General features: G+C 58.9%; 23 protein-coding genes. 5 read left to right on the plus strand and 18 right to left on the minus strand.

All coding sequences use genetic code 11. The features are described from left to right. Nucleotides 1-128 precede the first annotated feature (128 nt). Together nusA and rimP are read right to left on the minus strand one after the other, a co-directional pair. Nucleotides 129-1,727, minus strand: coding sequence for a transcription termination factor NusA (gene nusA / locus GSQ81_RS06650; protein ID WP_158910005.1), 1,599 nt, complete (start codon nt 1,725-1,727; stop codon nt 129-131). Nucleotides 1,728-1,795: 68 nt separating this feature from the next. Then, nucleotides 1,796-2,368 (minus strand): ribosome maturation factor RimP, encoded by a 573-nt coding sequence (rimP, locus tag GSQ81_RS06655; RefSeq protein ID WP_158910006.1) that lies wholly within the window; start codon nt 2,366-2,368, stop codon nt 1,796-1,798. A 169-nt stretch (nt 2,369-2,537) separates the two neighbouring features. On the opposite strand from rimP, the gene GSQ81_RS06660 reads away from it, so the two are divergent. Together GSQ81_RS06660 and guaB are read left to right on the plus strand one after the other, a co-directional pair. After that, nucleotides 2,538-3,359, plus strand: a complete 822-nt coding sequence (locus tag GSQ81_RS06660) for a TIGR03435 family protein (RefSeq protein ID WP_158910007.1) — start codon at nt 2,538-2,540, stop codon at nt 3,357-3,359. A gap of 147 nt (nt 3,360-3,506) precedes the next feature. Then, complete coding sequence (guaB, locus tag GSQ81_RS06665) at nt 3,507-5,033, plus strand: IMP dehydrogenase (RefSeq protein ID WP_158910008.1); 1,527 nt, start codon at nt 3,507-3,509, stop codon at nt 5,031-5,033. Here guaB and GSQ81_RS06670 read toward each other — a convergent pair. Next, nucleotides 5,021-5,377, minus strand: coding sequence for a type II toxin-antitoxin system RelE/ParE family toxin (locus GSQ81_RS06670; protein ID WP_254060054.1), 357 nt, complete (start codon nt 5,375-5,377; stop codon nt 5,021-5,023). The two genes, guaB and GSQ81_RS06670, sit on opposite strands and share 13 nt — an antisense overlap. After that, nucleotides 5,374-5,682 (minus strand): type II toxin-antitoxin system RelB/DinJ family antitoxin, encoded by a 309-nt coding sequence (locus GSQ81_RS06675; protein ID WP_158910009.1) that lies wholly within the window; start codon nt 5,680-5,682, stop codon nt 5,374-5,376. The genes GSQ81_RS06670 and GSQ81_RS06675 overlap by 4 nt, the downstream gene beginning before the upstream one ends. 167 nt (nt 5,683-5,849) lie before the next feature. Here GSQ81_RS06675 and GSQ81_RS06680 point away from each other — a divergent pair, with 167 nt between their 5' ends. Continuing rightward, nucleotides 5,850-6,014: a hypothetical protein gene (locus tag GSQ81_RS06680; RefSeq protein ID WP_158910010.1), complete on the plus strand. Its 165-nt coding sequence runs from the start codon at nt 5,850-5,852 to the stop codon at nt 6,012-6,014. A gap of 39 nt (nt 6,015-6,053) precedes the next feature. Beyond that, nucleotides 6,054-6,356 carry a VanZ family protein gene (locus GSQ81_RS06685; RefSeq protein ID WP_158910011.1) on the plus strand — a complete coding sequence of 101 codons (303 nt, stop codon included), beginning with the start codon at nt 6,054-6,056 and terminating at the stop codon, nt 6,354-6,356. A gap of 1 nt (nt 6,357) precedes the next feature. Here GSQ81_RS06685 and GSQ81_RS06690 read toward each other — a convergent pair whose 3' ends face one another. The 5 genes from GSQ81_RS06690 to GSQ81_RS06710 all read right to left on the minus strand — a co-directional run bounded on the left by GSQ81_RS06690 (nt 6,358) and on the right by GSQ81_RS06710 (nt 11,157). Then, nucleotides 6,358-7,332: a GNAT family N-acetyltransferase gene (locus GSQ81_RS06690; protein ID WP_158910012.1), complete on the minus strand. Its 975-nt coding sequence runs from the start codon at nt 7,330-7,332 to the stop codon at nt 6,358-6,360. Between the two features lie 205 nt (nt 7,333-7,537). After that, complete coding sequence (locus GSQ81_RS06695; protein ID WP_158910013.1) at nt 7,538-9,364, minus strand: glycosyltransferase family 39 protein; 1,827 nt, start codon at nt 9,362-9,364, stop codon at nt 7,538-7,540. A 23-nt stretch (nt 9,365-9,387) separates the two neighbouring features. Continuing rightward, nucleotides 9,388-10,383 carry a bifunctional oligoribonuclease/PAP phosphatase NrnA gene (locus GSQ81_RS06700; protein WP_254060055.1) on the minus strand — a complete coding sequence of 332 codons (996 nt, stop codon included), beginning with the start codon at nt 10,381-10,383 and terminating at the stop codon, nt 9,388-9,390. A 5-nt stretch (nt 10,384-10,388) separates the two neighbouring features. Further along, on the minus strand, nt 10,389-10,775 hold the full coding sequence (gene rbfA / locus GSQ81_RS06705) for a 30S ribosome-binding factor RbfA (RefSeq protein WP_158910015.1): 387 nt from the start codon (nt 10,773-10,775) through the stop codon (nt 10,389-10,391). A gap of 85 nt (nt 10,776-10,860) precedes the next feature. Beyond that, the gene (locus tag GSQ81_RS06710) at nt 10,861-11,157 is read right to left on the minus strand and encodes a DUF503 domain-containing protein (RefSeq protein WP_158910016.1); all 297 of its coding nucleotides are present in this window, start codon (nt 11,155-11,157) and stop codon (nt 10,861-10,863) included. A 242-nt stretch (nt 11,158-11,399) separates the two neighbouring features. Here GSQ81_RS06710 and GSQ81_RS06715 point away from each other — a divergent pair, with 242 nt between their 5' ends. Then, nucleotides 11,400-12,848, plus strand: coding sequence for a diguanylate cyclase (locus GSQ81_RS06715; RefSeq protein ID WP_158910017.1), 1,449 nt, complete (start codon nt 11,400-11,402; stop codon nt 12,846-12,848). 30 nt (nt 12,849-12,878) lie between these two features. Here GSQ81_RS06715 and GSQ81_RS19990 read toward each other — a convergent pair whose 3' ends face one another. From GSQ81_RS19990 to map, 9 genes are all read right to left on the minus strand, one after another. Beyond that, entirely contained in the window at nt 12,879-13,172 is a 294-nt protein-coding gene (locus tag GSQ81_RS19990) for a helix-turn-helix transcriptional regulator (RefSeq protein ID WP_254060056.1), read from the minus strand. 106 nt (nt 13,173-13,278) lie between these two features. Then, the gene (gene rplQ / locus GSQ81_RS06725; RefSeq protein WP_158910019.1) at nt 13,279-13,758 is read right to left on the minus strand and encodes a 50S ribosomal protein L17; all 480 of its coding nucleotides are present in this window, start codon (nt 13,756-13,758) and stop codon (nt 13,279-13,281) included. Nucleotides 13,759-13,856: 98 nt separating this feature from the next. After that, complete coding sequence (locus tag GSQ81_RS06730; RefSeq protein ID WP_158910020.1) at nt 13,857-14,951, minus strand: DNA-directed RNA polymerase subunit alpha; 1,095 nt, start codon at nt 14,949-14,951, stop codon at nt 13,857-13,859. A 144-nt stretch (nt 14,952-15,095) separates the two neighbouring features. Beyond that, a complete protein-coding gene (gene rpsD / locus GSQ81_RS06735; RefSeq protein WP_158910021.1) occupies nt 15,096-15,728 on the minus strand; it encodes a 30S ribosomal protein S4 in 633 nt (210 codons plus the stop codon). 128 nt (nt 15,729-15,856) lie between these two features. Next, a complete protein-coding gene (gene rpsK, locus GSQ81_RS06740; protein WP_158910022.1) occupies nt 15,857-16,279 on the minus strand; it encodes a 30S ribosomal protein S11 in 423 nt (140 codons plus the stop codon). Beyond that, a complete protein-coding gene (gene rpsM / locus GSQ81_RS06745; RefSeq protein ID WP_158910023.1) occupies nt 16,280-16,660 on the minus strand; it encodes a 30S ribosomal protein S13 in 381 nt (126 codons plus the stop codon). 159 nt (nt 16,661-16,819) lie between these two features. Continuing rightward, complete coding sequence (gene rpmJ / locus GSQ81_RS06750) at nt 16,820-16,933, minus strand: 50S ribosomal protein L36 (protein ID WP_013581269.1); 114 nt, start codon at nt 16,931-16,933, stop codon at nt 16,820-16,822. 108 nt (nt 16,934-17,041) lie between these two features. Then, entirely contained in the window at nt 17,042-17,260 is a 219-nt protein-coding gene (infA, locus tag GSQ81_RS06755; RefSeq protein WP_013581270.1) for a translation initiation factor IF-1, read from the minus strand. A gap of 167 nt (nt 17,261-17,427) precedes the next feature. Further along, nucleotides 17,428-18,177: a type I methionyl aminopeptidase gene (gene map / locus GSQ81_RS06760; RefSeq protein ID WP_158910024.1), complete on the minus strand. Its 750-nt coding sequence runs from the start codon at nt 18,175-18,177 to the stop codon at nt 17,428-17,430. Between the last annotated feature and the right edge of the window lies 1 nt (nt 18,178).

Consider the following 18,178-nt stretch of genomic DNA (forward strand, 5'->3'; position numbering starts at 1 on the left):
TTTTCGCTTCCCTGCGCCCTTAGCTGTTCATATCAGCCTCATTGAGGTAGGAATCTTTGGTTGTATGTATTATCGCCGAAACGCCTTTGGGGCGATTCAGCGAAGAATGGGTTGCATGGCTGATACGGCTAGCCACGGTCTGGTCCATCGCTATCGATGCCTTCGTCGGAGATCTCCTGGCTCTCGTTCACCAGGGAATCCACGCTGTCGTTATCTGACTCAATCTGTTCTTCGCGAGCATCAGCATCGCTGAATGCGTCGCTTGCCTCATCTTCAGCTTCGGCAATCTCCTCGGAGGAGGTATCGTCCACCTCTTCGGCGGTGCCGGTTTCTGCTGCTTCAGCGAGAATTGCCTCTGGGGTCTTGTTCACAGTATCTGCCTCCGCTTCTTCGTTTTCAGATGCGGCTTCGGCGGCTGCGGGAGCTTGAACGGCAGGACGCTCCTCGCCTTCTTCGTACTGGCCGAAGTAGTGGCGAACGGCCACGGAGATCTTTTCCACAGTCTTCTCACCGATGCCCGGGACCTCTTCGAGCTGCTCGGGGGTCATGTCGGCGAGCGCTTCGACCGTGGTGATGCCTGCGGCGATGAGCTTCTCGAGGACAGCTTCGCCGAGCTCTGTGACCTGTTCGATCGGTGTGGTGGGGCCGCCGGACATGGCCTGCATCTGCTGCTCGACCTCCTGGCGTTTCTCCTCTTCGCTCTTGATGTCGATCTTCCACTGCAACAGCTTGGCGGCAAGGCGAACGTTCTGCCCCTTCTTGCCGATGGCGAGCGAGAGCTGGGTGTCATCGACGATGACCTCGATCTGCTTCTCGCCAAGATCGGTGATGGAGACGCGGCTGACCTTGGCAGGCTGCAGCGCCTTTTCGGCGAAGGTGGTGATCTCTTCGGAGAACTCGATAATGTCGATCTTCTCGCCGCGCAGCTCGCGGATGATGGACTGCACGCGCATGCCCTTCATGCCAACGCAGGCGCCGACCGGGTCGACGTCCTTGTCGCGGGACTGTACGGCAATCTTGGTGCGCTCGCCGGCTTCGCGGGCGATGGCGCGAATCGTGACCGTACCGTCGTAGATCTCGGGGACTTCGGACTGGAAGAGGTTCTGCACCAGCCCAGGCGCGGCGCGGGAGACGATGACCTGCGGGCCTTTGGCGGCGCGATCCACGCGAAGCAGGACGACGCGAACGCGCTCGCCCACGGCAAATTGCTCAAGGCGGGACTGCTCGCGCTTGGGCATACGAGCTTCGGCCTTGCCCAGATCGAAGATGACGTCCATCGGTTCGAGGCGCTTCACAGTAGCGTTGAGGACCTCGCCGGCGCGGTGGTTGTACTCGTTGAAGACAGTGTCGCGCTCGGCCTCGCGGACCTTCTGGAAGATGACCTGCTTGGCCATCTGCGCAGCGATGCGGCCAAGAGGGGTGGTGTCCTTGTAGAAGCGGAGTTCGCCGCCGACTTCGACCTCGGGTGCGAGTTCGCGGGCCTGATCGAGAGTCAGTTGATTGATGTCGTCTTCGACCTGTTCAGGGGTCTCGACTACGGTCTTGTAGACGTAGGCGCGGATCTCACCGGTGTCGCGGTCCATCTCGGCGCGCATGTTCTCCTGCGTCTTGTAATACTTGCGGGTGGCGAGGGCGATAGCGTCTTCAACGGCGCCTACAACGATCTCGGGTTCGATTCCCTTGTCCCGGCTTAACGTCTCAATGGATTGATACAAAACACTTGCCATCGGTCACTTGTCCTTCACTGCCCAGACTGCGGGCTTCCTGCTGCTTATCGTTACTTTGATGCGGGTACTTAGATCTCCGCGACCAGGTTTGCCTTTTCGATATTCGCCAAAGGAATATCGACGGTTTGTTCGGTTGCGGCCTTCTTTGCCTTGCCCTTTTGCTTGATGGCGGAGAGGTCGACGGTCGCTGTGTTGTCCGCGAATTTCACCAGCCTGCCCTGCCATTGCCGATTGTTGTTGATCGGCGTGAATGTCTGAACCTTTACGAGGTTGCCCTGAAATCTGGTGAAATCCTCTGCGCTGTACAGCTTGCGCTCGAGGCCGGGAGAGGAGACTTCGAGGGTGTACTCGGCTCCGGGGATGAGGTCTTCTACGTCGAGAACTGTGCCAAAGTCCCGGGCGAACTGGGAGCAATCCTCGTGGGTGACGCCGGAGAGCATCTCTACGGGGACGCCCTTGGGCAGCTCGTCGGGATTAGCGGTTTCAGCCAGCTTGGCGCGCTCAGCCGCGTTCTTTTCAAGAAAAATGCGGAGCGTGCGAAACTTGCCGCCGCCCTGAAACTCGATATCGACGAGGTCAAGGTCATGCGACGCGGCAACGCGTTGTGCGGCGGCTCGAATTGTGTCCAATTTCAACGACATAGCGGTTTTTCAGGATCGTTTTTAAAGCAAATAAAAAGTGGGTTCTCACCCACTCATCTCTTCCGTCAATTTGCCGGTGCGGTCACGGCTGTTCGAACAACGGAACAAAAGCGTTCTTTTTGATGATACATCTCCTGTATAGGGATTTCAATGCTTGAATGAGGCTCTCATGAAGTTCTTCATAACTGGACGGATTAAGCGCAGTTCGTACCTCTTGGCTGCGATCGTTGGCCTGATGAGCATGACTTTCGCCTATGGCCAGAATCAGGATAAGGACAAGCCGGGGCGATTGACCTTCGACGTAGCGGCGATCCGGCGATCCGACCCGAACGTGCGCGACGGCCGCATCAAAGCGACGCCCGGAGGCAATGGATATTCGGCACAGAACATCCCGGTAAAGCTGATGATCAGCCTGATGTACAAGGTGCCCATGCGCCAGATCAAGGGCGCGCCGGACTGGCTTGCCAGCGACGGCTACGATGTCGAGGCCAAGGTGGACCATCCCTACAGCGTCGACGATTTGCATGTGATGTTTCAGAACCTGCTGGCCGACCGGTTCAACCTGAAGTTCCACAAAGAGATCAAGGAAGGCCCAGTCTATGCCCTGATGGTGGATAAATCGGGATCGAAGATGAAGGTCGACGAGAGTAAGCAGGACTTCAGTATTCCGATGAACGACAACGAGGATGGCGTCACGGTCGGCAAGAGGGTCAACATGGAGTACTTCTGCTGGTGGCTGGGGCGCGTGCTGCATCAGGATGAGCGTCCGGTAATCGACAGGACCGGGCTGACCCAGAGCTACGACTTCACGCTGTCGTTTGCGCCGGTATTGCCACCCAACGTCCCGCAAGAGAAGCTCCCTGCCGGATTGCTGGATCGTCCGTCGATCTTTGACGCATTGAAGCAGCAGCTTGGCTTAAAGCTTGAGGCGGAGAAAGGGCCAGTCGTGTATTACGTGATCGACCATGTCGAAAGGCCTTCGGATAACTAGCGCCTTTCGAAGAATGGCAGCAGAAACGAGGAGAGCAGAAAGAGCGAGGATTTGCTCTGCCGGGTGGGCGACTCTACAATCTAGGATAATCCTTTGGTTTTTAGGCGCAGCTCTCACTCTGGCTTATCTGCCGGGACACATAAAAACATGATTACTTCCCCGATTCCTGAAGCTCTCACCTTTGACGATGTTCTCCTCGTTCCGGCCTATAGCGACATCATCCCCACCCAGGTAAGCACCCAGACGCAACTGACCAGGAACATCGTTCTGAATACGCCGCTGGTCTCTGCGGCGATGGATACGGTGACCGAGTCGCGTCTGGCGATTGCCATGGCGCAGCAGGGAGGGCTGGGGGTCGTCCACCGCAATCTCAGCATCGAGCAACAGGCAGGAGAGATCGACAAGGTCAAGCGGTCGGAGAGCGGGATGATCGTCGATCCGGTGACCATCGACCCGGAGCAGACGATTGCGGCAGCGCTCGATGTGATGCGGCGGTACAAGATCTCAGGCGTGCCGGTGACCAAGAACAAGAAGCTGGTCGGCATTCTTACCAACCGCGACCTGCGGTTTGTCTCGCGCACCGATCTGACCATCGATTCGGTGATGACCAAGAAGAACCTGATTACGGTTCCGGTGGGGACAACGCTGGAGCAGGCGGAGCAGATCCTGCATGAGCACCGCGTAGAGAAGCTGCTGGTCGTCAACGACGACTTTGAGCTGAAGGGCCTGATCACGGTCAAGGACATTCAAAAGAAGCTGAAGTATCCCAACGCGTCGAAGGACAGCCAGGGCAGGTTGCGGGTGGCGGGCGCGATTGGAGCGACGGGAGACTTTCTGGAGCGCGCGGCGGAGCTGGTAAAGGCACGAGTGGACGCTCTGGCGATTGACTCCGCACATGGGCACTCTTCGCGTGTTCTCGAAGCGGTTGCCGCGGTCAAGAAACACTTCCCTGACGTCGATCTGATGGCGGGCAATATCGCGACCTACGAGGGTGCGATGGCGCTCATTAATGCTGGGGCGGACGCAATCAAGGTTGGGATTGGACCGGGCTCGATCTGCACGACACGCATGGTGACGGGCGCGGGAATGCCGCAGATTACGGCCATCTCGGAGGCATATCGCGCGGCCAGCCAGCATGGGATTCCGGTGATTGCCGATGGCGGCATCAAGTACTCGGGCGACGTGGCCAAGGCGATTGCCGCCGGAGCAAGCGTGGTGATGATCGGGTCGCTGTTTGCTGGGGTGGATGAAAGCCCGGGCGAGACGATTCTGTACCAGGGCCGGTCGTTCAAGGCGTATCGCGGAATGGGTTCGCTGTCGGCGATGTCGCAGGGCTCGGGCGAGCGATACTTCCAGGGCAAGGAAGACATCGACGAGGCGGCGAGCACGGAGAAGCCTGATCTGACGGCGCGTGAGGGATCTTCCTCGAACCGGTTAGGCAAGTTCGTACCCGAAGGGATTGAAGGCCGGGTGCCTCATCGCGGGCCGCTGGAGGCGATGGTCTATCAGTTAGTGGGTGGATTGCGGTCGGGCATGGGATATCTGGGATGCGGGACGATTGCAGACTTGCAGACGAATTCCCGGTTTATCCGAATCTCCAACGCCGGGCTGCGCGAGAGCCATGTGCACGACGTGATCATCACGCGGGAAGCTCCGAATTATCACGTCGAGTAGGGGAAGACCAACGATGAGCGCCAAGGATTAGCAGCCGACTGACGATTTGGTGAGGATTTATTCGGGTTCGGCTGGCCACTGTTGCGCTCCGTGAAGGACCCGCAGGATGCGAATCGTGAACCGGCGATACGGTAGACGATGATATAAGGAGTGCGGTTGACGACAAGTTCCCTTGTGCCTTCGACTCGGCCAGGACGGCCACTTTCAGGAAACCGGATCAGTCTGGCGGCTTGTACGCCGATCCGTTCGTCGATGGAGACGGCTGCACGCGGGTTGTCAGTTTCGATGTAATCGAATATCAGGTCTCGATCTCTTTGGGCAAAGACCGTCCACTCCAACCTCAAGCTTTGACCTTCTCAGCTTTGCGGAGCGCCGCAGACCGTCGCCGTGCAAAGTGCGCTTCCACCTTATCGTGAGAGATGCCTGGCTTGCGGTCATCCAGGGCCTCCCGCACCCGGGCGCGAAACCAAGCGTCATGCTCAGAAGTGTTGTCGGTCAAAGAGAACGGAACCTCTCCTTCATTCGCGGTTCGGGTCAGGACGATACGCACCACGTCGGAGACGGTAAGGCCGATGTCCGACAGAACTGCCGTGGCCCGTTCTTTTATACCGGCATCGATCCGGGTTTGTACAAGCGCGTTTGCCGCCATGATCACACCTCAACCTAATACGATATTAGAACATCTTGCAATTCAATTGAATTACAAGATAGAAGATAAGTCGCTTGTAATGCGTACTGAAAGGAATTCATGGAACGAGGGCAAGGCCTGACGCGTCCAATGGATATGGCCACGGATCGAGGGCGGGAGCTTATTTTATGAGAGATTTGCAGAGTTCGCGGGTGGGTACTACCGGACCGACGCTGCCGATGGCATGGCTGCCGGCGATCTTTGGGCTGGTGGTGATTTCGGTAGAATCGACGACCCTGATGCGCGGCGCCAATACTGGCCGATGGCTGATGGACCTGTGCGAATCGGTCTGAGGCTACTCCGATGGCTCGACCGTTGCGACGGCAAACCTCGTGCTGCGGAAGGTAGGGCACTTTACCGGGTATGGGACGCTGGGCCTGCTGTTTCGCAGGGGATGGCTTGCCAGCCTGCGGCGTCGATGGAAGGGGACACGAGGCGGTCTGCGCGCGGCGGCGATGGCGCTGGCGGTGCTAAGCACGTTTCTTGTGGCCAGCATGGATGAGTGGCATCAAGCATTCCTGGCCGGGCGGGTAAGCAGCCGGTATGACGTGCTGCTCGATACGACGGGGGCGATCTTGTTCAATCTGGCGATGCTGAAGTTTCTGGCGTGGCGGCGAAGTCGCATGGTTGGGTAATTCAGGCCTTGGCCAGAACCATGGCATCAAAACGATGGCGGGTGAGGAAGCCGAGGTCTTCGTAGAGCCGGACGGCTTGATGGTTGGCTTCGGTGACGGTCAGGGTGATGGCCTTGAATCTGGATTGGGCCAACTGGGCCATGCAGTGTTGCAGAAGCGCTCTGCCGAGATGTTGGCCGCGCCAGCCTCGTGCGATGCAGAGCTGGGTGATGTGGGCGACATCGTCGGCTACGCGAGAACAGAGAACCATGCCGATGAGAGCTCCAGTGCGATTGTCGCGGAGTATCCACGAGCTGGTGGCGTCGAAGATGCCGCAACCGGGAAAGCGCACGATGTTATGCAGAAAACGGAGCGAGCCGTGGAGCGAACAGTACTGGTCGTTGATACGGGCGTCGATGTGGCCGGTATAAGCCTCGTGGATAAGCTCGGCAGCGGCTTGGTAGTGGTCGGGTGACCAGCGGTAGATCTGGACGTCCTGCGGGAGGTTGAGCGGAGGGCTGGCTGCGGTGGGAGCAGACGGCTCGAAGTTGTACTCCATGAAGAGACGCGGGTAGAGAGAGAAGCCTGCCTCGCGAAAGCTCTGGTCGACAGAGCCAGCCTCGTAGAGGAGGAGTTGCGACTCGACGCGGTTGATGCCGGGAGAGTGCAGCAGCAGGTCGAGGAGATGCTGCAGAAGGGTGTGGGTGATGTGGAGCGCCTGCTGCTGATCTGCGGCCACGGCGTACGCATCGCCGACTACGGCTTTGTTGCCCTCGTAGACGCAGAAGGTGAACCCGCAGACGCGCCCCCGGTCAAGTGCGACGAAGCCGGGGAGGATGCGGGAGTCGAGATATTGCAGGAGGAGTTCAGTCGACCCGCGGTAGTTCCAGCGGAGACGCTGCTGCCAGACTTCTGCCTCAGACTCAAGCAATGGCCGGAGCTGGCGCGCGGAAAAGTGCCGCAGGTCGAGGATCTCGAGTTGGGTGGCGACAGGCATTTAAGCTTTTGTCGAGCTTATAGGAATTTCGCGAGGGTGGGGAGTGCCGGGGGTGTTCGACTTGGCTTACCACCGATCTGCACCGATTAGAAAAACAGGCAACGGCGAAATACAGGGGTCTCTCCACTGCGGCGGCAAAAGCGCCGCCTCCGGTCGAGATGACGTGTTTTAGGCGTGTCCTTAGAGGGAACGGCGAAGCAACAACTTACTGGCGGGCATAAACCTTGTAGACTTCGAGGCCCTGGGTGTCGTAGAGGAAGAGCGGCTTATAGATGCGGTCGGCGAGGCATTGGTTCAGCTCTGCCATGTCCTTGGTGGGAATCACGAGGACATGTTCTTCGGCGGGGACGCTGGCGGGGCAGTCTTCAGCGTCGTAGTGAACCGTGGGGGTATTGCGGTAGAAGGCGAGGCCGTAATCGAGGTCGCGGCGCACCTCGTAGACGGCCAGGGTTTCCTCGTTGGGGGCAAGACGTTGGATCTCGCGAGCCAGAGGCCGGGCAGAGTAGTTGAGGTCGAGGTCTTTGCCGTGGAAGCCGAGAAGGAAGACCAGCGCGACGACGATGGGGATGAAGGTCGCATTGACGAGCTGCGGCACTCCCCAGCGGCGGATGATGAGGAAGACAGCCGCGCCGATGACGAGCGCGGAGCCTCCGGCGATCAGGAGCCACTGCGCGGAGGGAACGAGGGTCTCGTACTTCATGTGCTGGGGAGCGAGAATGAGGACGAAGACGAGGATGGCGCAGACGGCGGCGTGCGACCAGACGAGCCAGTTGGGCAATCCGTCGCGGCGGTTGCGGTGAAGATAGTCGGCCGTGAGGATGGTGAGCGGTGGAATAGAGGGAAGAATATAGCCGGGGAGTTTGGAGCCGGAGAAGGAGAAGAAGACGATGGGAAAGAGCGCCCAGAGGACAAGGAACTCTGGGAAGGCATCGCCGGCGCGGGAGTGGCCCAGATAGCGCTGGGGGTTATGGCGGACCTTCCACTCCGCGATGGAGACGTCAATGGAGTCGACCAGGGCGCGGAGGGAGAGGATGGTCCAGGGCATGAGGCCAAGGATCAGAACAGCGAAATAGAACCAGAAGGGCTGGTGGTGCTGGTAGCGGTTGGTGGCGAAGCGTTCGAGATTATGTTCGAGGAAGAAGAGACGGTAGAAGGTCGGGTTCTTCCACTGAACAGCGATGTACCAGGGCAACACCATCACGATGTAGAGAAGGATGCCGGGCCACCAGATGGTACGGCGGAGCAGCGACCACTCACGGCGGAGTCCGGCGAAGAGAAGGATGATGACCAGCGCGAGGAAGGGCGCTACCGGGCCTTTGGCCAGCGTGGCCGCGGCACCGAAGAAGTAGAGGTCGAAGAGCCAGAATTTTTTGCCGGTCTCGTACCAGGCGTACCAGCCAAGCATCCCGATACAAAAGGGCGCGGCTAACTGCATGTCGGTGGACGCGCCTCGGGCGAAGGCGAAGACGGCGAGGCTGGAGGCGGTGATGAGCGCGGCGTTGAGGTGGCCTCCAGGACGGAATCGCCGCATGTGGAGGAAGATCAGAAAGAAGAGAGCAAAGGCTCCGGAGGACGACGGCAGCCGGGCGGACCAGTCTGAGACGCCGAACTCGCGGAAGAAGCTCATGGCGCGCCAATAGTAGAGCGCGGGTTTCTCAAGCCAGGGCTTGCCATAGAGGATCGGCGTGATGGTCCCGCCGATGAGGCAGTGGAAGGAGTCGTCGATGGCCTTGGGGGTAAGGCTATGGGGAACCATCTCTGCGTGGAGCTGGGTGCAGACCTCGTTATGTTGCGCGAGCATCTCGCGGGCGATCTGGGCGTAGCGCGGCTCGTCTGCGCCGACGAGGCCGAGCTGGTCGCCACCGATGAGGGGAACCAGACCGTAGAGCAGCAGGAAACCCGTCACAACACAGAGGACGAGGAACTCGTGCGGCGACTCGGCGGCGAACCCCTTCCAGATGCCATGCAGCCAGGCGATGGGTGTGCGTTCTTTCCATGCGCCGGGTGCGGCGGATTTTTGCAGATCACTCATTGGGTCAGGTGAAGGAGACAAGGCTAGCAGAGTCCGGTGCGAAGTTGTGTGAGGATGCGTTCAGTCGCCACATCGAGCGGGCCTTGAATGGTACATCCGCTGGCGCTGCGGTGACCGCCGCCGCCGAAGGACTCCGCGATACGGGCGACATCGACCTTGCCTTTGCTGCGAATGCTCAGGCGGAACTCGTTGATGTCGGGAAGCTCGCGGAGGAAGACGGCGGACTCGATACCGGCGATGCTGATGAGATAGTTGACGACGCCTTCGCAGTCCTCGGCATCGGCTCCAGTGAGCATCATGTCGTTACTGGTGACCCAGGACCACGCGACCGTGCCTTCGCAGTGAAGATTGGAGAGGGCTGCGCCGAGGAGCCGGATTTTGCTGATCGAGTTAGAGAAGTAAACGTCTCGAGCGATCTTTGCGGGATTTGCCCCACGGACAGCAAGGTCGTGGGCGACGGCAAAGGTCTCCGCGTTGGTGCTGGCGTAAGTAAAACCACCGGTATCAGACAGGATCGCGGTGTAAAGACAGGTAGCCATACTGGGCGTGATCTCGACCCCGGCGGCAATCGCGATGCGGTAGACCATCGCGCCGACGGCGCAGGCATGCTCGTCGATCCAGTTGACGGCGGCGAAGCGGCGTCCGCTGGCGTGGTGGTCGATGTTGATGAGGGGACGGTCTTCGTCGAGGCCAAGCAGGCCGGTGCGGGCAATGCCGTCGCACTCCAGCAGGATAGCTGGAACGCTATGGTCGGCGATGTCCGCAGCGGAGGGAGTGTGGTGGATGCGGCCAACGTTGGGCATCGTTCGATAGATGACAGGCACGGGGTCGGCAAAGACGACGTCGGTCTGAAGACCCATCTGGTCGAGGATCTCGGCCAATGCGAGCACCGAGCCGAGGGCATCGCCATCGGGACGGGAGTGCGAGGTCAGGATGAAACGTGGACTGGCGCGAAAAGCTTCGAGGAGCGCTTCAATCTGAGCTTCATGCGTCAATTCGCCGATCGGTTCATGCGTCATATGCGTCATGGTTGAGATGGGGCCGCCTTCTTTTCGCGTTTGCGCATACGGGCCAGAAGCTCATCCATGCGGCCAGTCATCTTTTTGGAGCGGTCGATGGCGAAGCTGAGCTCGGGAACATGGCGGACACCCATGCGGTCGCGGAGCTGTGTGCGGATGTAGGCGCGGGCCGTGGTGAGCGCTTCAAGGGTGGAGTCTTCCTCCTGCTCGTTGCCGTGGACCGCGATGAAGACGCGCGCGGATTTGCCGCCAGGGGCGAGGACAACGTCGGTGACGTAGCTGGGTGCGATACGGGGGTCAGAGAGTTCACCTTCCAGCATGGCGCCGATCTCTTCGGAGAAGGTGTTGGCTACTCGGTTGCGGTGGTACGTTCTGGCTCGTTGCTCGGGCATATATTTCTACGGGGGTGAACGGTTGAGGATATCAAAGTTCAAGCGTTTGACCTAGCCCCTTCTCGATAAAGAGGGGAACGGGCGGTTATTCGGGCAGAATTTCGGCATAGGAATCCACGATTTCAGCGCCCAGGCCTGTGGCCAGACGCAGCACTGCGGCGTCGATGAGCTGAATCTGCCCAGTAAGATACTGGGTCGAGGAGGAGATGGACGCGACGCCGAGGGTTGCACGGTTCCAGACGATTCCATCGTCGAGCTCGGCAATGGAGAGATTGAAGCCGTGGCGAAGCTTATCCTTGATGGAGCGGACGACCTGGCGGCGGTCCTTGAGAGACTGCGCGTGGGGAATCTCCAGTTCGATGGTCAGTCTCGCTATTGGCATTATTCCGGGGCCCCACTCTTCTACGACATAGCGAGAAGACGAGGATTGAACCGCTGGCTTTATTGTAGAAGTGTGAGCGAAATAAATCCTGCGCGAGGGGGCACCCAAGAGCTCATAAGTGGAGAAAAAACTAAAGTAACTTTAATTTCGGCAAATGATAGTTACTCTCGTAAGCTTACGAAAAAGCTTGTGCATCAGCGTTGCCGTGGCAGATATCCTTACTGTTGACCTTACGGTGACAGATGAGTATACGGCTAGCTGAGAACGAAAATGCCAGTCTCAAAGAGATTTGGACGCAGGAGTTACTAGACTCGCAACCGGAGCAGGAGTGCGACGAGTTGGTGAAGCTTGCCGCTTCAATCTGCGGGACACCGGTGGGACTGGTGACCCTGCTGGATGAGCGGCATCAATGGTTTCGATCGACCGATTGGCTGAAGCGGCGGGAGACCCCGCGGGAGGCGGCGTTTTGCGCGCATGTGGTGCGGCAGCGTGGATTGCTGGTAGTCACCGACTCGTTTACCGATCCAAGGTTTGCGTCGAACCCGCTGGTAACAAATGAACCTGGGTTGAGGTTTTTTGCCGGCGTTCCTTTGCAGACAGTGGAGGGAGACCCGTTGGGGACGCTCTCCGTCATCGATATTGTGCCGCGACTGCTGACCGAAGAGCAGGGACACACGCTGGAGGTCCTGGGCAGGCAGGTGAGCGCACGATTGGAGCTGCTGTTGCAGCGCACCGCACTGGAGCAGGCCCTGAAGGAAAAGGAAGAAGCCGCCGCTGGGTTGAGGGCCAGCGAAGAACTGTTTCGCGCCTTCATGAACGCCAGCCCTTTTATGAGCTATATCAAAGACTCGGCGGGGCGGCTGCTCTTCTACAACCGCAGCTTCGCGCAACGGTTCGGCATAAGCGAATATGCGTGGCTGGGACGCACCGACGAGCAGTTATGGCCACGCAATCTAATCAAATCAGACCGTATGCACGATCTTGAAGTGATGGTCGGCGACCGGATTATCGAGAACGAGGAGCAGGTTCGCGGAGCAGATGGTGTGATCCAGTCGCTGCGCTCTTTCAAGTTTCCCTGCCATGATTCGGCAGGAAACATCCTGCTGGCAGGAGTGGCCGTGGACGTCTCCGAAGAAGCGGCGCACAAGGCTGAGCTGGAACGCTACCATCGCGAGCTGGAAGAGGCCAACAACCGTCTGCGCAAGCTGGCAGTCACCGATGAACTGACGGGGCTAAGGAATCGCCGCGCGTTTGAGGAGCGGCTGGCGATGGAGTTTTCGATGGCCCGGCGCCGGAACCGGGAGCTGTCCGTACTACTGCTTGATGTAGATGACTTCAAGAAGGTAAACGACCGCTGGGGCCATGCTGCCGGTGACGAGGTGCTGCGTCGCCTGGCAACGATCCTGCAGACGACGGTTCGACTGCCCGACCTGCCGGCACGGTATGGCGGCGAAGAGTTTGTAGTGCTGCTGCCGGAAAGTGGCCAGGAGAGCGCCCTGGGGCTGGCCAAGCGCGTGATGGCAAGGGTAGCGGTTGAGAAGTGGGAGAATGCTCCGCTGACCATCAGTATCGGGATGGCGGCGATGGACGACTCTCTGGCCAATGGCTATCAGTTGGTGGAGAGAGCAGATGAGGCCCTGTATGCCGCCAAGCACGCGGGCAAGAATCGCGTCGTCGTATACAACGGCTGAGCCTGCCATGATGGCGATACATAGGGCTCGCTAAATATTGGAGAGCCGGTCGAGGTACGCCTGCAGAACGTCGCGGCGAAGCGTGTAATTGACGAACTTGCCTTCGCGCTGAACATCGACCAGACCGGCGTTTTCCAGCTCCTTCATGTGGTGAGAGAGCGTCGCAGGGCTGATAGGAAGACAGCTTCGGATATCGCCACAGGCACACGAGGCGTCGCTTCCGCCGATCTTCTGGAGGATCTCGTAGCGGTGTGGATCTGCCAGCGCGCGGGCGATGAGAATAAATTGCCGGCCTGTGAGAGTCGTGCGCTTTGTCTCTGTCACTTGACCTCTACTGTAATCGATATGCCATGCGACGTGAGCGGATGCTCGATATACAAGAGAAAAGGCGCACCTTTTGGGGTGCGCCTCTAAGTTTGATGATGCTGGTCTATGGCTCGGCGTTGGGATCGGGAGCTTCGCCGGGCTTGCGCTCTTCCATCTGCTTGGCGAGCTCTTCACGTCGCTTGGTGCGAGCATCGGCACGCTTCTGGGCCTTCTCATTCAGCTCGTGCTCAGCACCGAGAAGCTCGATGAACGCCATCTCGGCTGCGTCGCCCTTGCGGGGTCCGCTGCGAATGATGCGGAGATAGCCGCCGTTACGTGCTCCGTAACGCGGGGCCACCGTTGCGAAGAGGCGATCAACAGCCTCGGGAGTCATGAGGTAGGCAGCAGCCTGACGACGGGCGTGGACATCGCCGCGCTTGCCGAGAGTAATCATCTTCTCGACCAAGGGACGGGTGGCCTTGCACTTGGTGATGGTGGTCTCGACCCGGTCCATCAGGATGATGGAGGTGACGAGGTTACGCAACATGGCGCGGCGGTGGCTGGTATTGCGGCCTAGTTTGAATCCTGCATTACGGTGGCGCATTTTGATCTCCTTCGACTGGGCTATGAGCCGTGAGTCGGGACTACAGTTTGAATGCGGAGGGATCGACTTGAGCGATCCCTCCGCTATGGGTGGTGCTGTTAGAAGTTTTCGGGCTCGGCGGCAACATCGAAGTCGTCATCTTCATCTTCGTCCTCATCGTCGTCGAAGTTGCCGAAGCTGGCGGCGAGGGTAGCTGCGGGCAGCACAGAGGTTGGTCCGGGCTGCGGGTTGCCGTGCTCGTCGATCTTCATGCCCAGCGAGAGGCCCATCTGCGCGAGGATTTCCTTGATCTCGTTCAGGGACTTGCGACCAAAGTTCTTGGTCTTGAGCATCTCGGCTTCGGTCTTCTGGATGAGCTCGCCGATGGTGATGATGTTGGCGTTCTTGAGGCAGTTGTAGCTGCGGACGGAGAGCTCGAGCTCTTCGACAGAACGGTTGAGATTGTCGTTTTGCAGCGCAGGGCCATCGTGCAGGCCGTCATGACCGGCTTCGAGCTCTTCTTCGAAGTTGATGAAGATGGTCATGTGGTCCTTGAGCAGCTTGGCGGAGAGGCCAAGTGCATCCGCAGGAAGCACAGTTCCGTTGGTCCAGATCTCGACGGTGAGCTTGTCGTAGTCGGTGATCTGGCCGAGACGGGCGGCCTCGACGAGGTAGTTGACCTTGCGGACAGGCGAGTGGACGGAGTCGACCGGAATAAAGCCAAGGCCGAGATCGCTGTCGAAGTTCTTGTCGGCAGAGATATAGCCACGGCCGCGCTTCAGGCGCATCTCCATGTCGATCTTGCCGCCTTCGGAGATGGTGCAGATGTAAACGTCCTTGTCGAGAATCTCGACGTCGCCATCGGCCTCGATGGAACCCGAGGTAACTACACCGGCCTGGTCGGCGCGGAGATAGAGAGCCTTGGGGCCTTCGCCGTTGAGCTTGAAGGGAATCTGCTTCAGGTTGAGGATGATGTCGGTCGCGTCCTCAACGATGCCGGTGATCGACTGGAACTCGTGCAGCACGCCTTCGATACGAACGGCGGTGACAGCAGCGCCTTCGATGGACGAAAGCAAAGTGCGGCGGAGTGCGTTGCCGATGGTGGTACCGAAGCCGCGCTCAAAGGGCTGCGCGGAAAACTTGCCGTACTTGTCGGTGAGTGTTTCGGTTTCGACTGCGAGGCGCTTGGGTTTTTGAAATCCTCTCCAAAGCATGTGTTTCTCCTTTATCCGTCCTGGCCGCGATGCACTTTGCGGACCGGCGGGTGGTTCGGTTGCGGTTAGGTTGTGGTGTTGCTGGGAAGAACCCATGTCCCAGCAGCGGGACATGGGGCACCCAATGTTTTGTAACAGCTAGAGTTACTTGCTGTAGAGTTCGACGATCAACTGCTCGTTGACGGGCAGGTTGACATCTTCGCGCTTCGGCAGAGCGAGGACCTTGCCGGAGAGATTGTCGCGGTTAATATCGAGCCACTGGACAGTGTGCTGGCCACTGGCAAAGTTCTTCGACTCTTCGAGAATAATAAGGGCCTTGGAACCTTCACGGATAGCGATCTCGTCTCCAACCTTGCATTGGAAGGACGGGATGTTGACCTTGCGGCCATTGACCTGAATATGGCCGTGGCGCACGATCTGACGGGCCTGACGGCGGCTCATCGCGAAACCGAGACGGTAAACCACGTTGTCGAGGCGGGTCTCAAGCTGCTGGAGCAGGAGTTCGCCGGTGACACCGGTGCGGTTCGAGGCCTTCTGGTAGTAGGCGCGGAACTGGGTCTCGAGCGTGAAGTAGATGCGCTTGGCCTTCTGCTTCTCACGAAGCTGCAGACCGTAGCCGACGACCTTCTTCTGCTTCTTGGACTGGCCATGCTGGCCGGGAGGAAAGTTGCGCTTCTCGACGGGGCATTTTTCTGAGAAGCACTTGGCTCCCTTGAGGAAGAGCTTGGTGCCGTCGCGGCGGCAGAGGCGGCAGACGGGTCCTGTATAACGTGCCATTTCTTTCTATCTCCTGAGTTCGGTTGTCGATCGCTTTACACGCTGGCTGCGCTTCAGTCACGATCCGGTTGAAAAGTTAGCCCCGGCTTCCAGTCTTTACCAAGAACTGGAAGCCGGTAGCTGATTGCTTACACGCGGCGGCGCTTCGGCGGACGGCAGCCGTTGTGCGGCATCGGCGTAACGTCGCGAATGCTGCGGACCTCGATACCGGTCGTGGCGAGAGCGCGGATCGCGGACTCACGGCCGGAGCCGGGACCGGAGACGCGCACATCGACCGAGCGGAGACCGTGGTCGCGGGCTGCAGTAGCAGCACCGACAGCGGCCTGCTGCGCGGCAAACGGTGTTCCCTTGCGGGAGCCGCGGAAGCCGAGCGAACCGCTGCTCTTCCAGGAGAGCGTGTTGCCAGCCTGATCGGTGATGGTGACGATCGTGTTGTTGAACGTGGCTTGAATAAATACGAGGCCAAATGGAACGTTCTTGCGCTCGCGCTTCTTGAACTTCTTGTTCTTGCCAGTCTTGGCTGCGCCTTTGGTGTTCTGTGTCTTCGCCATTTATTTCGTCGCTTTCTTCTTACCGGCAACGGTGCCCTTGCGGGGGCCTTTGCGGGTGCGAGCGTTGGTGTGGGTACGTTGGCCGCGAACCGGCAGGCTGCGGCGATGGCGGAGGCCACGGTAGGACTGAATTTCGATGAGGCGCTTGATGTTGAGCGAGATGTCTTTGCGGAGATCGCCTTCGATATGGCCCTCTGCTTCGATGACCTGACGAATGCGGTTCAACTGGTCCTCGTCGAGAGTCGCGATCTTTGCGATGGGATCGACGTCCGCCTTCGCGAGGATCTTCGCCGCGCGGGAGTCGCCAATGCCGAAGATATAGGTGAGACCGATGCGCGCCTGTTTGTTATTAGGGACATCGACTCCAGCAATACGTGCCATGGGGTTCCTTTTCGGTTAGGCTCCGGGAACTGGTCGGGGAGCGGGTGGATGGTCTTCGGTTGGTCCGGCGGGTTCAACGCAAGCCTTGACTTCGGCTAACTAGCCCGCAGGGGCCGAGTGGGGCTTGAAAAGATAAACAAGACTTCTGCTTATTTTTCTTTATCCCTGGCGCTGCTTGTGCTTGGCGTTCTCGCAGATGACACGAACGACGCCGCGGCGGTGAATGACCTTGCACTTATCGCAAATCTTCTTTACTGATGCTCGAACCTTCATTTGATTCCCTTCTAAGTCGTGCCTTGGAGGCGAAAGCCTCTTTGGCGTGATACATGCGCGACACGGCCTAAGCCCATGTCGACAACAGATGGTTACGGCCAGGATTGCCTACTTGTAGCGGTAGACGATGCGACCACGGTTGAGATCGTACGGGCTGAGCTCAATCGCGACACGGTCGCCGGGGAGGATGCGGATGAAGTTTTTACGCATACGTCCGGAGACGTGCGCAAGGGCCTGGTGCTTGTTCTCAAGCTCGACCTTGAACATCGCGTTCGGCAGCGTCTCGACGACGACTGCCATCACTTCAATTGCATCTTCCTTCGACAAACGATCTCCTCTGGAAAGCCCGGGATTGAGCCCCGAATTTCCGCAATTGCTTCAGCGTTTTGCAAACCGCTGATCAAACTTCTTTTAGTGGAAAGATAGCCACTGGTGCCGCAACTGCTCGTTACACACGCAGCATCTCTTATCATACCTCGAAATGAGGGTATTTCCTAGCGGGTAAGCACACGGGGGCCATCTTTTGTGATGGCTACCGTGTGCTCGAAGTGGGCACTGTAGCTTCCGTCGATGGTCACGGCAGTCCAGCCATCTTTGAGGACCCGAACTTCGGGACCACCCGCATTGATCATCGGTTCAATGGCGAGGACCATGCCCGCCTTGAGCCGAGGGCCTTTTCCGGCAGCACCAAAGTTGGGAAGCTGGGGGTCTTCGTGCATGGATTTACCAATACCATGGCCGACAAAGTCACGGACGACCCCAAAACCAGCGGCCTCACACATCTGCTGAACGGCAGCAGAGATATCGAAGAGGCGCCCACCCACCTGGCATTGTTGGATGGCAGCTTCAAGGGAGGCGAGGGTTACGTCGAGGAGTTTTTGCGTCTCGGGGCTGACCTTGCCGACTGCATAGGTCACAGCCGCATCGGAATAAAAGCCGTCGATGATGACGCCACAGTCGATGGAGACGATATCTCCTTCGTTGAGAACGCGCTTCTCATTGGGCATCCCATGAACTACCTCATTGTTGATCGAGGTGCAGAGCGCCGCGGGATAGCCGTGGTAGCCCTTGAAAGCGGCAATCGCGCCGAGTTCGGCAATCTTGCGGACAGCGACATTCTCGAGGTCCATCGTGGTCGCGCCTGGCTTAACGAAAGGCGCAATGGCGTCGTGGACCTGGCGGAGGGCCTTGCCGGAGATCCGCATCTTCTCGATCTCTGCGGGCGATTTGATGAGTATGGCCATT

The organism is Granulicella sp. L56, from assembly GCF_009765835.1.
In the GTDB taxonomy this organism is placed as follows: Bacteria; Acidobacteriota; Terriglobia; order Terriglobales; family Acidobacteriaceae; genus Edaphobacter.